General features: G+C 67.0%; 5 protein-coding genes and 3 rRNA genes. 2 read left to right on the top strand and 6 right to left on the bottom strand.

Annotated elements, in window-relative coordinates; all coding sequences use genetic code 11:
* Nucleotides 1-55: 55 nt before the first annotated feature.
* The 4 genes from icmF to AC5R91_RS24690 form a co-directional block, all read right to left on the bottom strand.
* Nucleotides 56-3,343 (bottom strand): fused isobutyryl-CoA mutase/GTPase IcmF, encoded by a 3,288-nt coding sequence (gene icmF, locus AC5R91_RS24705; protein WP_495393687.1) that lies wholly within the window; start codon nucleotides 3,341-3,343, stop codon nucleotides 56-58.
* Nucleotides 3,344-3,605: 262 nt separating this feature from the next.
* A 5S ribosomal RNA gene (gene rrf / locus AC5R91_RS24700) occupies nucleotides 3,606-3,722 on the bottom strand.
* A gap of 70 nt (nucleotides 3,723-3,792) precedes the next feature.
* Nucleotides 3,793-6,897 (bottom strand): 23S ribosomal RNA (locus tag AC5R91_RS24695).
* Between the two features lie 422 nt (nucleotides 6,898-7,319).
* Nucleotides 7,320-8,829, bottom strand: a 16S ribosomal RNA gene (locus AC5R91_RS24690).
* Together the 16S, 23S and 5S rRNA genes form the textbook arrangement of a ribosomal RNA operon.
* 1,593 nt (nucleotides 8,830-10,422) lie before the next feature.
* On the opposite strand from AC5R91_RS24690, the gene mftE reads away from it, so the two are divergent.
* Entirely contained in the window at nucleotides 10,423-11,157 is a 735-nt protein-coding gene (mftE, locus tag AC5R91_RS24685; RefSeq protein ID WP_495398051.1) for a mycofactocin biosynthesis peptidyl-dipeptidase MftE, read from the top strand.
* A complete protein-coding gene (locus AC5R91_RS24680; protein ID WP_495393686.1) occupies nucleotides 11,154-11,960 on the top strand; it encodes a mycofactocin-coupled SDR family oxidoreductase in 807 nt (268 codons plus the stop codon). The genes mftE and AC5R91_RS24680 overlap by 4 nt, the downstream gene beginning before the upstream one ends.
* 61 nt (nucleotides 11,961-12,021) lie before the next feature.
* On the opposite strand, the gene AC5R91_RS24675 is transcribed toward AC5R91_RS24680, so the two are convergent.
* Both AC5R91_RS24675 and AC5R91_RS24670 read right to left on the bottom strand, forming a co-directional pair.
* A complete protein-coding gene (locus AC5R91_RS24675; protein ID WP_495393685.1) occupies nucleotides 12,022-13,173 on the bottom strand; it encodes an ROK family protein in 1,152 nt (383 codons plus the stop codon).
* Nucleotides 13,174-13,272: 99 nt separating this feature from the next.
* Nucleotides 13,273-14,235 (bottom strand): electron transfer flavoprotein subunit alpha/FixB family protein, encoded by a 963-nt coding sequence (locus AC5R91_RS24670; protein WP_495393684.1) that lies wholly within the window; start codon nucleotides 14,233-14,235, stop codon nucleotides 13,273-13,275.
* Nucleotides 14,236-14,243 lie beyond the last annotated feature (8 nt).

Below are 14,243 nucleotides of genomic sequence, written 5' to 3'. Positions count from 1 at the left end.
AGATTACGGGTCGCCACGCTCAACGCACCGTGCGACGTCACCCCGTCGGGGAATGTCAGACATTCCGGCGATACTGGCCACCCACGTCGAAGAACGCCTGGGTGATCTGACCCAGCGAGCAGACCCGGACCGCCTTCATCAACGCCGCGAAGGTGTTTCCGGTGTCGGCGGCGACCGCGCGCAGCTCGGTCAGGGCGGCCTCGGCCTCGGCGGCGTGCCGGCGCTGGAACTCGGTCAGGCGGGTGAGCTGGGAACGCTTCTCGTCCTCGGTGGCTCGGGCCAGCTCCAGGGAGCCGGCGGCGTCGGCGGCGCGATCCGGGCCGCCGACTGCGCGGTCGGGGGCGAGGAAGGTGTTGACCCCGACGATCGGCAGCGTGCCGTCGTGCTTGCGGCGCTCGTAGAGCATCGACTCGTCCTGGATCCGGCCCCGCTGATAACCGGTCTCCATCGCGCCCAGCACGCCACCGCGGTCGCTTATCCGCTCGAACTCGGCGAGCACGGCCTCCTCGACCAGATCGGTCAGTTCATCGACGATGAACGAGCCCTGCAGGGGGTTCTCGTTGGCAGCGAGTCCCCATTCCCCATCAATGACCATCTGAATGGCGAGCGCGCGGCGCACCGAGCTCTCGGTGGGCGTGGTCACGGCCTCGTCGTAGGCATTGGTGTGCAGGCTGTTGCAGTTGTCGTAGATCGCGCACAGCGCCTGGAGGGTCGTGCGGATGTCGTTGAACGCCATCTCCTGGGCGTGCAGTGACCGACCGGAGGTCTGCACGTGGTATTTGAGCATCTGCGAGCGGGGCGTGGCGCCGTACCGCTCGCGCATCGCGACCGCCCAGATCCGCCGCGCCACCCGCCCGATGACCGTGTACTCCGCGTCCATGCCGTTGGAGAAGAAGAACGACAGGTTCGGCGCGAAGTCGTCGATCCGCATTCCCCGGGCGAGATAGGCCTCGACATAGGTGAATCCGTTGGCCAGTGTGAAGGCGAGCTGGGTGACGGGGTTCGCGCCGGCCTCGGCGATGTGGTAGCCGGAGATCGAGACGGAGTAGAAGTTGCGGACGTTGTGCTCGATGAACCATTCCTGCACGTCCGCCATCGCCCGCAGCGCGAACTCGGTGGAGAAGATGCAGGTGTTCTGCCCCTGGTCCTCCTTGAGGATGTCCGCCTGAACCGTGCCCCGCACGGTGGCGAGGGCGCCGGCGGTGATCTCGGCGGCTTCGTCGTCGCTCGGCTCGCGGCCGTGCTCGTCGACGAACGCGGCCAACCGCTGGTCGATCGCCGTGGTCAGGAACATCGCGAGGATGGCCGGCGCCGGGCCGTTGATCGTCATGGAGACGCTGGTCGCCGGGTCGCCGAGATCGAACCCGTCGAACAGGGCCGTCATGTCGTCAAGGGTCGCGATCGACACACCCGAGGTGCCGACCTTGCCGTAGATGTCGGGTCGGGGAGCCGGATCGCGACCGTAGAGGGTGACCGAGTCGAAGGCCGTGGACAGCCGCGTCGCGGGCGACCCGGCGGACAGGAAGTGGAAGCGCCGGTTCGTCCGGAACGCGTCCCCCTCTCCGGCGAACATCCGCGCCGGCGCCTCCCCGGCGCGCTTGAACGGGAACACCCCCGCGGTGAACGGGAAGTACCCCGGCAGGTTCTCCCGGCGCAGGAACCGCACCAGCCGGGCGTCGTCGTCGATGGCCGGGACCGCGACGCGGGAGACCTGGCTGCCGGCCAGGGTCGTGCGACGCAGCGGCGTGCGGATCTCGCTGCCACGCACCGTGTAGGAGAGCTGATCGCCCTGCCGCTCGGCCACGATCGCCGGCCACCGCTCGAGCATCTCCCTCGCCCACGGCGCCAGGGCCGCCTCCGCCTCGTCGCGTAGAGCGGCCAGGGCGCCGGCCTCCGCCGAGGCGGCGCCCAACGCGTCGAGTGCGGTGGTCAGGTGCTCGCGGCGGCGGGCGAGCTGGGCCTGCCGTTCCGTCTCGGCGTGGTAGTCGCGCACCGTCTCGGCGATCTCGGCCAGGTAACGCACTCTGGCCGCCGGGACGATGGTCGTCAGCCCGGTGGCTGCGCGCACCTCGACGGCGGGCAGCACGCCGGGCCTCGTCGCCAGGCCGACGTCGCGTAGCAGGCCGAGAAGGTGCTGGTATAGGGCGGTGACCCCGTCGTCCTGAAAGCGCGCGGCGGAGGTGCCGAAGACAGGCATGTCCTCCCAGGACCGGTCGAACGCCTCCCGGTTGCGCACGAGCTGGCGGGCGACGTCCCGGCGGGCGTCCTCGGCGCCACGGCGCTCGAACTTGTTCACCGCGACCACGTCGGCGAAGTCGAGCATGTCGATCTTCTCGAGCTGCGAGGCCGCGCCGTACTCCGGCGTCATCACGTACAGGGAGACATCGCAGTAGGGCACGATCGCCGCGTCACCCTGACCGATGCCGGGAGTCTCGACGATGACCAGGTCGTAGCCGGCCGCCTTGCAGGCCGCGATCGCCCCCGGCACAGAGGGTGGGACCTCGCTGCCCGCCGCCCGGGTGGCCAGGGACCGGAAGAAGACCTCGCCGGCGCCGGTGTCGCCCAGGGCGTTCATCCGGATCCGGTCACCGAGCAGCGCCCCACCGCCGCGCCGGCGGCTCGGGTCGACGGCCAGCACCGCGATACGCAGCGCGTCGCCCTGATCGAGACGGAAGCGGCGCAGCAGCTCGTCGGTCAGCGAGGACTTCCCCGAGCCGCCGGTACCGGTGATGCCCAGCACCGGCACGGCCGGCCGCCGACCGGCCTCCTCCCGCAGCGCCGCCGCCAGCTCGCCGTCCCGATCGGCCTCGAGAACCGTGATCGCCCGGGCGAGCGCGCCCTGTACGCCGGCGATGACCTCCTTGAGCTTCGGACCATCCGCGGCGAGGTCGACGTCGCAATCGGCGATGATCGTGTTGATCATCCGGGCCAGGCCCATCGCCTGACCGTCCTGCGGGGAGAAGATCCGGGCGACGCCGCGGGACTGCAACAGCTCGATCTCCGCCGGCACGATCACTCCGCCGCCCCCGCCGAAGACCCGGATGTCACCCGCACCGCGTTCCCGCAGTCGCTCGACGAGGTAGCTGAAGTACTCGACATGCCCGCCCTGGTAGGAGGACAGGGCGATGCCCTGGGCGTCCTCCTGGATCGCCGCGGTCACCACCTCCTCGACGCCACGGTCGTGGCCGAGGTGGATGACCTCCGCACCCTGGGCCTGCAGCAGCCGACGCATGATGTTGATTGCCGCGTCATGCCCGTCGAACAGGGCGGCCGCCGTGACGATCCGGACGGGATGGACGGGGACGTGCAGACCTGCCGTGTCCTGCTGGGCGTCGGATGACATCGTGCGGCTCCCCGGGGAGAACGGACGGGCCGGCGCACCGAGCCCACGGCCTTCTGGCTTCCGATAGTAGGACGTCCATCCGACAGGTGCCACTACGGCCAGAGCCGACGGAGGCCCGACGGGGGGCAGTGCGGTTGATCGGGGCTCCGCCCGGGCACGTGGGCTCCGGGAGTCGGGACGCGAGCCGGCATGCACCGGCTGAAAGGTCTCCCAAATACAAGTGTGGGGTTGCCTTAAAAAGGCAACCCCACACTTTGTGTAAGTCCGGCGGCGTCCTACTCTCCCACACAGTCCCCCATGCAGTACCATCGGCGCTGAAGAGCTTAGCTTCCGGGTTCGGAATGAGACCGGGCGTTTCCCCTTCGCCAAAACCACCGAAACACTATTCAACTATACAACCGAAACCGGCCATACAGCTGGGAACCGCACAGTGGACGCGTAGCATCTTCGAAGACAAGCCCTCGGCCTATTAGTACCGGTCAGCTCCATGCGTCACCGCACTTCCACCTCCGGCCTATCAACCCGATCATCTAGTCGGGGGCCTTACCAGGCTACCCTGTGGGAGACCTCATCTCGAAGCAGGCTTCCCGCTTAGATGCTTTCAGCGGTTATCCCTTCCGAACGTAGCCAACCAGCCATGCCCTTGGCAGAACAACTGGCACACCAGAGGTTCGTCCGTCCCGGTCCTCTCGTACTAGGGACAGCCCTTCTCAAGTCTCCTGCGCGCGCGGCGGATAGGGACCGAACTGTCTCACGACGTTCTAAACCCAGCTCGCGTACCGCTTTAATGGGCGAACAGCCCAACCCTTGGGACCTACTCCAGCCCCAGGATGCGACGAGCCGACATCGAGGTGCCAAACCTTGCCGTCGATATGGACTCTTGGGCAAGATCAGCCTGTTATCCCCGGGGTACCTTTTATCCGTTGAGCGACGGCGCTTCCACAAGCCACCGCCGGATCACTAGTCCCTGCTTTCGCACCTGCTCGACATGTCTGTCTCACAGTCAAGCTCCCTTGTGCACTTGCACTCAACACCTGATTGCCAACCAGGCTGAGGGAACCTTTGGGCGCCTCCGTTACCCTTTAGGAGGCAACCGCCCCAGTTAAACTACCCACCAGACACTGTCCCTGATCCGGATCACGGACCGAGGTTAGACATCCAGTACGACCAGAGTGGTATTTCAACAATGACTCCACCAGAACTGGCGTCCTGGCTTCACAGTCTCCCACCTATCCTACACAAGCCGAACCGAACACCAATATCAAGCTATAGTAAAGGTCCCGGGGTCTTTCCGTCCTGCCGCGCGTAACGAGCATCTTTACTCGTAATGCAATTTCGCCGAGTCTGTGGTTGAGACAGTGGGAAAGTCGTTACGCCATTCGTGCAGGTCGGAACTTACCCGACAAGGAATTTCGCTACCTTAGGATGGTTATAGTTACCACCGCCGTTTACTGGCGCTTAAGTTCTGAGCTTCGCCCCGAAGAGCTAACCCGTCCCCTTAACGTTCCAGCACCGGGCAGGCGTCACTCCGTATACATCGTCTTACGACTTAGCACGGAGCTATGTTTTTAGTAAACAGTCGCTTTCCCCTGGTCTCTGCGGCCACTCCCCGCTACGGAAGCAAGTCCCTACACGGAGAACGGCCCCCCTTCTCCCGAAGTTACGGGGGCATTTTGCCGAGTTCCTTAACCACAGTTCACTCGAACGCCTCGGTATTCTCTACCTGACCACCTGTGTCGGTTTAGGGTACGGGCGGCCCTGACACTCGCTAGAGGCTTTTCTCGGCAGCATGGGATCATCCACTTCGCCACAATCGGCTCGGCATCAGGTCTCAGACACATGGAACGCGGATTTACCTACGCACCGTCCTACACCCTTGCCCCAGGACAACCACCGCCTGGGTTGGACTACCCTCCTGCGTCACCCCATCGCTTGCCTACTACCAGCCGGGATCCCACCCTCCCGAACACATCTCCGAAAAGACACATCCGATCAGATGGTTAGCACAACCAGGTTCAGCATGGGCGCGTCAGCGCCGGTACGGGAATATCAACCCGTTGTCCATCGACTACGCCTGTCGGCCTCGCCTTAGGTCCCGACTCACCCTGGGCGGATTAGCCTGCCCCAGGAACCCTTGGTCATCCGGCGGACGGGTTTCTCACCCGTCATTCGCTACTCATGCCTGCATTCTCACTCGTATGGCATCCACGACTAGGTCACCCCGCCGCTTCACACGCCACACGACGCTCCCCTACCCATACACACACCTGGACATCAAAGATGCCTGGCTAACATGCGTATGCCGCAGCTTCGGCGGTGCGCTTGAGCCCCGCTACATTGTCGGCGCGGAATCACTTGACCAGTGAGCTATTACGCACTCTTTCAAGGGTGGCTGCTTCTAAGCCAACCTCCTGGTTGTCTATGCGACTCCACATCCTTTTCCACTTAGCGCACGCTTAGGGGCCTTAGCTGGCGATCTGGGCTGTTTCCCTCTCGACTACGAAGCTTATCCCCCGCAGTCTCACTGCCGCACTTCACTTACCGGCATTCGGAGTTTGGCTGACTTCAGTAAGCTTGTGGGCCCCCTAGGCCATCCAGTGCTCTACCTCCGGCAAGAAACATGCGACGCTGCACCTAAATGCATTTCGGGGAGAACCAGCTATCACCGAGTTTGATTGGCCTTTCACCCCTACCCACAGCTCATCCCCCAGGTTTTCAACCCTGGTGGGTTCGGTCCTCCACACGGTCTTACCCGCGCTTCAACCTGGCCATGGGTAGATCACTCGGCTTCGGGTCTTGGACATGCGACTCAACGCCCTATTCGGACTCGCTTTCGCTACGGCTACCCCACACGGGTTAACCTCGCCACACATCGCAAACTCGCAGGCTCATTCTTCAAAAGGCACGCGGTCACCAGACCGAAGTCCAGCTCCCACGGATTGTAGGCACACGGTTTCAGGTACTATTTCACTCCCCTCCCGGGGTACTTTTCACCTTTCCCTCACGGTACTAGTCCGCTATCGGTCACCAGGGAGTATTTAGGCTTAGCGGGTGGTCCCGCCAGATTCACACGGAATTTCACGGGCTCCGTGCTACTTGGGAACACGTCCGGGAGGAACACTGTTTTCAGCTACAGGGCTATTACCCTCTATGGCGGTCCATTCGCATGACCTTCGCCTAACAGCGCTCTTTCTGACTCCCTGACGGAACGGCAGTCCCGTCCGGACGATCCCACAACCCCACCATCGCAACGCCTGCCGGCTATCACACGACAATGGTTTAGCCTCATCCGCTTTCGCTCACCACTACTCGCGGAATCACGGTTGTTTTCTCTTCCTGCGGGTAATGAGATGTTTCACTTCCCCGCGTTCCCTCCACATGCCCTATGTGTTCAGGCATGGGTGACAGGATTTAAAGCCCTGCCGGGTTTCCCCATTCGGAAATCCTCGGATCACAGCTCGGTTGACAGCTCCCCGAGGCATATCGCAGCCTCCCACGTCCTTCATCGGCTCCTGGTGCCAAGGCATCCACCGTGCGCCCTTACTAACTTGGCCACAAAGATGCTCGCGTCCACTGTGCAGTTCTCAACGTACGGACGGCCCCAGCCGACCCGGCAGAACCCACCCCCACACAGGAAGGCGGTCTCCTACCACGACCGGTCCGTTCACCAGCAGACCCCCACCACAACCCCCCCGAAAGGGAATCAGCAGAAGGGGTCACACCAGACGAGGAAGCCTCACTCCCTCAGGACCCAACAGCGTGCCACGCACCACCAGCCACCCACCAGACCCGTTCCACCCCCACCCGACCCCCCTCCAAAGAGAGAAGACAGCCAAGGAGTACTAGACGCCCACCGGACAACCAGCAGCACAATCGTCAGCGTTCCACCCATGAGCAACCAGACCGGCATGCACATCCGGTCCTGGCCCTGAACCAGCCCACCCCCAACAGGACAGACCAGCCAGACGCTCCTTAGAAAGGAGGTGATCCAGCCGCACCTTCCGGTACGGCTACCTTGTTACGACTTCGTCCCAATCGCCGGTCCCACCTTCGACGGCTCCCCCCACAAGGGTTAGGCCACCGGCTTCGGGTGTTACCGACTTTCGTGACGTGACGGGCGGTGTGTACAAGGCCCGGGAACGTATTCACCGCAGCATTGCTGATCTGCGATTACTAGCGACTCCGACTTCACGGGGTCGAGTTGCAGACCCCGATCCGAACTGAGACCGGCTTTTTGGGATTCGCTCCACCTCGCGGTATCGCAGCCCTTTGTACCGGCCATTGTAGCATGTGTGCAGCCCAGGACGTAAGGGGCATGATGACTTGACGTCATCCCCACCTTCCTCCGAGTTGACCCCGGCAGTCTCCTATGAGTCCCCGACATAACTCGCTGGCAACATAGGACGAGGGTTGCGCTCGTTGCGGGACTTAACCCAACATCTCACGACACGAGCTGACGACAGCCATGCACCACCTGTGCAGGACCCTTACGGACCCCGTATCTCTACGAGATTTCCCTGCATGTCAAGCCCTGGTAAGGTTCTTCGCGTTGCATCGAATTAAGCCACATGCTCCGCCGCTTGTGCGGGCCCCCGTCAATTCCTTTGAGTTTTAGCCTTGCGGCCGTACTCCCCAGGCGGGGCGCTTAATGCGTTAGCTGCGGCACGGAGGCCGTGGAAGGTCCCCCACACCTAGCGCCCAACGTTTACGGCGTGGACTACCAGGGTATCTAATCCTGTTCGCTCCCCACGCTTTCGCTCCTTAGCGTCAGTTCCGGCCCAGAGACCCGCCTTCGCCACCGGTGTTCCTCCTGATATCTGCGCATTTCACCGCTACACCAGGAATTCCAGTCTCCCCTGCCGGACTCTAGCCTGCCCGTATCGACTGCAGGCCCGGGGTTGAGCCCCGGGTTTTCACAGCCGACGCGACAGGCCGCCTACGAGCTCTTTACGCCCAATAATTCCGGACAACGCTTGCACCCTACGTATTACCGCGGCTGCTGGCACGTAGTTGGCCGGTGCTTCTTCTGCAGGTACCGTCACTTGCGCTTCGTCCCTGCTGAAAGAGGTTTACAACCCGAAGGCCGTCATCCCCCACGCGGCGTCGCTGCGTCAGGCTTTCGCCCATTGCGCAATATTCCCCACTGCTGCCTCCCGTAGGAGTCTGGGCCGTGTCTCAGTCCCAGTGTGGCCGGTCGCCCTCTCAGGCCGGCTACCCGTCGTCGCCTTGGTAGGCCATCACCCCACCAACAAGCTGATAGGCCGCGGGCCCATCCCGAGCCGATAAATCTTTCCACACCACCAGATGCCCGGCAGTGTCATATCCGGCATTAGCCCCGGTTTCCCGAAGTTATTCCAGAGCTCGGGGCAGGTTGCCCACGTGTTACTCACCCGTTCGCCGCTAGGAGCCGAAGCCCCTCGCTCGACTTGCATGTGTTAAGCACGCCGCCAGCGTTCGTCCTGAGCCAGGATCAAACTCTCCATCAATGATTTCGAGAGTGCCGGCAAAACCGGCAGACCCCGACATCGACACCACAACCGTGATGCCGTGTCCAAAGGAATCCCTCACAACCACAACCAGCCACCCCCACACACCAGAACGATGCGCAAAGGACAACCAGCCAGGCCATGAACGGGGTAAAACAATTGGCACTGACAATCGGCACGCTGTTGAGTTCTCAAGGAGCAGGCGCTACCAGCTCTTTACCCTTGCGGGTTTCGCTCTGGTGCTTCTTTAAGTTACTCGCCTCTTCGTTCGGTGTCAAATCGCTTCGTTTTGTGCGAGTTGACCCTCTTCGAACAGGTCCTACTTTTTCCTACTTGCCCTTGCGGGCTCCGTGCTGGTGCTTCTTTAACTTACTCGGCCTCTTCGTCCGGTGTCAAATCGCCTCGATTTGTGCGAGATGAACCGTTTCGAACAGGTATTGCTTTCCTGCGCGCCCAAGACAATCCGCCTTGCGGTGATTGGCCTCTGCGATGTTTCTAGGTTACGAGCTTTGGCTCAATTGTGTCAAATCGCTCCGGCTTTCGATACTTTCGCACCGATCTGCCGGCGATTGCCACTTGGAGACCTTATCGCACCGTCCGCGGCCCGTTTCCTCGGGGGGTCTGTGCCCCCTCGGAGGAGATTTGGTCCTGCGCGACATCGGGCTCTTTGCGGAGCTCGGTGGGCGACGAAGGAGAACTATACACGAGGAGGACCGCCGTGGGCGGCCCCAGGGGCATAACTTTCCGGCACCGTCGACAGACGGTGCGTTAGCCCTCGTCCCGACCCAACGGCCGGGGCGCCGGGATGGTTCCCGGCCCGCGGAGCCGCGCCGACTGACGTCCGGCGTCGCCCCGTTGCTGTCTGCCCAGGTCAACGCGCGAGGCGTGCGCCGGGGTTCCGGTACGTCGACCTCGCGCTCGGCGAGCTCGAAGTGAGGTCTGCCCGATAGCGACGCCACCCAAACCTTCCTTCGCGACCGAGATCGATCGGTACCCCGTCCGTGGGGTGAACCGGGAAGGCGCCGCCGTACGGGCCTGCCGACCGAGGCTCCTCCCCCAAGGCGGCAGGCCTGTCCCCCCGAGGCCGCAGGCCTGTCCGCCAAGGCCGCAGGCCCGCCCTCCGGCGGGGTCGGACCCGAGCGCCGGACGAGGAGGACGGGCGCTCGGGCGGCGGATCGGTCGCACCTCGAGGCCGACCTCGGGCAGACCGGTCGACCGTGGGTCCCCCGACATGCTGGGATGGATCCGACGCGGGTGCGATGCCGCGATCGCCCCGGATTCCGGCGTCCACCGGGCCCGGCCGAGCCGCGCTCGTCGGCGTCGCCGGCCCCGGGCACTGCGGCCGCCAGGCCGGATCTCCCCGCGGTAGCCGGCATGTCCAGCCAAGTCCCGGGCCGCGTCCCGGCCGGAAGCCGCCGGCGCGACGCCGCGGCGAAGGGCGGAGGGAGGCGGAGGCGTGGTCGTCGCGCCGAGGGGAGCCCGCCCGGGCGCCGGGCCCCTGCGCGGGACCGGTCCAGCACGGGTGGCTGGGAGACCAGCACGGTTGTCCGGAGAGATCAGCACGGTTGTCCGGGAGAGGAGTGAGAGGTGTCGATGCTCGGCCGAGCCACCTGGCGGGAGCTCGGGAACGACCGCCCGCTGCTGCTGCTGCCGCTGGGCAGCACCGAGCAGCATGGACCGCACCTCCCGCTCGACACCGACACCCGGGTGGCGTCCGCCGTCGCCCACGGTCTCGCGCAGCGGCTGGAGCCCCTGCTCGTCGGGGCGGCGTTGCCGTACGGAGCCAGCGGCGAGCACGCCGGGTTCCCCGGCACGGTCTCGCTGGGCACGCAGGTGCTCGAGCGGTTGGTCGTCGAGCTCGTCCGCTCGGTCGACGACACGGCTAGCGCCGTCGTGCTGGTCAACGGACACGGCGGAAACACCGCCGCCCTCAGGTCAGCCCGGCGGATCCTGGCCGGTGAGGGCCGCCCGGTGCACCTGTGGGCCCCGACAGCGGCCCTGGCCGCGGCCGTCGGTGTGCCGGCGGCGGACCGCGACCTGCACGCCGGTCGTTCGGAGACCTCGCTGCTGCTGCACCTGGCCCCGGACCTGGTCCGGTTGGACCTGGCCGTGGCCGGACCCAGCCCGTCGCTCGACGACCTCCTCGCCCACGGCGTCGCCGCGCTCAGCCCCTCCGGGGTGCTGGGCGACCCGGGGGGCGCGTCCGCGGCCGAGGGCGCCCGCCTGCTCGACGCCTACGTCGACGACGCGGTCGAACGGCTGCTGGCCTGGACGCGGCGCCAGGGCCTCACTCCCCCCGCGGCACGGACCGTGGACCGGTCCGCGTGACCCGCGGCAGCGGCGGCCCGGCCTCGTCGCCGGCCCCCGTAGCGCTGATCACCGGCGCGGCGCGCGGTCTCGGTGCCGCGGTCGCCGAGGCGCTCGACGCGGCCGGCTACCGCCTCGTCCTCGCCGATCTGGCGGTGCCGGAACCGCCGACGGCGGGCTACCCGTACGCGACCGGGCGAGACCTCGACGCGGTCGCCGCCCGCTGCCGCGACGCGGTCGCGGTCCGGGTGGACGTCCGCCGGCAGGCCGACGTCGACGCGGCCGTCGCCGTCGCCGTCGAGCGCTATGGCCGGCTCGACACGGCTGTCGCCGCCGCCGGCATCATCGCCGGCGGGCCCCCGATCTGGCAGACCGACGACGACTCCTGGCAGACGCTGCTCGCCGTGAACCTCACGGGTGTGTTCCACGTCATCCGGGCGGCGGTCCCGGCGTTGCTCGAGGCGCCCGCCGGCCGGTTCGTCGCGGTCGCCTCGGCGGCGGGAACCCGGCCGCTGGCCCGCCTGGCCGCCTACTCCGCCGGCAAACACGGCGTTGTCGGGCTCGTGCGCAGCCTCGCCGCTGACCTCGCCGGGACGGCGGTGACGGCGAACGTCGTCTGCCCCGGCTCGATGGACACCACCATGCTGGCCGAGTCGGCGAAGATCTACGACCTGCCCGACCCGGGGGAGTTCGCCGGCCACGCCTACCTGCGCCGGCTGCTGCGACCCGAGGAGGTCGCCGCCGCGGTGGCCTTCCTGTGCTCACCCGCGGCGAGCGGGATGACCGGTTCCGTGCTGGCCGCGGACGGCGGGTTCACCGGCTGACCGCCCAGCCCGGCAGCCCGCCCGGTGGGGGCGGCGAGACGGGGGCGCGGCGAGACGGCTGTCAGTCGGGCCAGCCGTAGCGTTCCGGCGCCAGGACGAAGGCGGCGGCTCCCCGCAGCGCGATGCGGGCCGGATCGTCGCTAGGCCCGATGCGCATCCGCCGGACGAAGGCCAGACCGGCATGGCGCTCGAAGCCGGCGAGCAGGGCGTCCCAGAAGATCGGTCCGGACTGCGCGAATCCGCCGGCCACGACGGCCGCCTCCAGGTCGAGCAGGCTCGCGCTGGCGGCGAGCCCCGCACCGACTGCGGTCCCGGCCCGGGCGAGCTCCCGGCGGGCGATCTCGTCACCAGCCGCGGCCGCGGCGGCGAGGGTGTGACCGTCGGCCGGCTGGCCGGCGGCGGGAGTCCACCCGGCCACCCGCGCCCGGTGCACCGTCCGCGGACCGGACGCGAGGGCCTCGACGCAGCCCCGACCACCGCACGGGCAGTCCGGTCCGTCCACGTCCACGACGACGTGCCCGATGTGGCCGGCATTGCCGGAGGTGCCGTGGAACAGCCGGTCGCCCAGCACCAACCCGCCGCCGACGCCGGTCGAGACGGTCACCGCGAGCAGGTTGCGCACGCCCCGCCCCGCCCCGGCCCAGTGCTCGCCGGCGACGAGCGCGACGCCGTCGTTGTGGACCAGCACGGGCCGGCCGGGAAACAGCTCACGCAGCCGGGCGCGCAGCGGGAACGCCCGCCAGGACGGGATGTTCAGCGGCGATACCTCGCCCGCCGGCCATTCCATCGGGCCCGCGCACCCGCAGCCGACCCCGGCGACCGCGTCCGCCGCGACCCCGGCGGACGCCAGCGCCGCGCCGACGCAGTCCCGCAGCGCCCCGAAGACCTCCTCGGCGGACCCGCCCGCGCCGCCGCCGGGCTCACGCCCGCCCGGGCGACCCTCGGCCGGCCGGTGAACAGGCACGGGGCGGCGAGCGGTCGCGACGATCGTGCCGTCAACGTCGACGATCGCGGCCGCGATCTTCGTACCGCCGATGTCGACGGCGAGCGCAGGCCTGCCAGCGGGGCCCGGCGCCCCGAGCCCGACCACCGTCGCGGACGGTTCGGCCCCGAGGGCACCCTGCGACTGCGACGACTGCGACTGCGACTGCGACGACGTGGCGATGCCCGATCCCTCCCAACGGCCCGAGCTTGCCCCGTGGCCCGGCCTCACCGTAGTGCTCGCCGGGACGGACGCGGAGACAACAACGGCCGGGCTCCAGCCTCGTCTGGGGACGGGTGGAGGCCCGGCCGTGCCGGTCCGGGGAACCGATCAGCCAGCCTTGCGCTTCTCGATCGCCTCGGTGAGCTGCGGGACGACGTTGAAAAGGTCGCCGACCAGCCCGTAGTCCGCGAACTCGAAGATCGGCGCCTCGGGGTCCTTGTTGACGGCGACGATCGTCTTGGACGTCTGCATCCCGGCCCGGTGCTGGATGGCACCGGAGATGCCGACCGCGATGTAGAGCTGCGGCGACACCGTCTTGCCGGTCTGGCCGACCTGGTTCTGGTGGGGGTACCAGCCGGCGTCGGTCGCGGCACGCGAAGCGCCGACGGCCGCACCGAGGGTGTCGGCCAGCTTCTCCACCAGCGCGAAGTGCTCGGCGGCGCCGAGACCGCGGCCGCCGGAGACGACGACCTGGGCCTCGGTGAGGTCCGGTCGGCCGGACTTGGCCTCGACCACCCGGTCGACGATCTTCGCGCCCTTGGCGGCGTCGGAGATCGCGACGTCCACGATCTGCTCGGCCGGCGTCGACGGCGCGGCCTCGGGGGCCGTGGAGTTCGGCCGGACGACGACCACCGCGACGCCCTTGGTGACCTTCGAGGTGACGATCGTCGAACCGCCGAAGATCCCCTGGGTGGCGACCAGGTCCGCGGACAGCGCGGTGGCGTCCCAGATCAGGCCGGACTCGGTCTTGGCGGCGACCCGGGCCGCGACCTCACGGGAGTCCGCGGTGGCCGCGACCAGCACGGCCGCCGGTGACGCCTCGCCGACCAGCTTGGCCAGCACCTCCGCCGCCGGTCCGCCGACGTAGCTCGCGATGTCGTCCGACTCCGCGACGTACACCTTGGCGGCGCCGTACTGGGCGAGGTAATCCTTGGCCTTCGCGTAGGTGCCCGGGGCACCGAGGAAGACCGCGGACGGCTCACCGAGCGTGCGGGCGAGCGTCAGCAGCTCGGCGGTGACCTTCTTCGGTTCACCGTCGGCGTGCTCGACGAGTACGAGAACTTCAGCCATCGAACAAA

The organism is Frankia sp. BMG5.60 (assembly GCF_059428125.1).
Note: the sequence above shows the minus strand (reverse complement) of the source record. Positions and strands in the feature narration are given on the sequence as shown.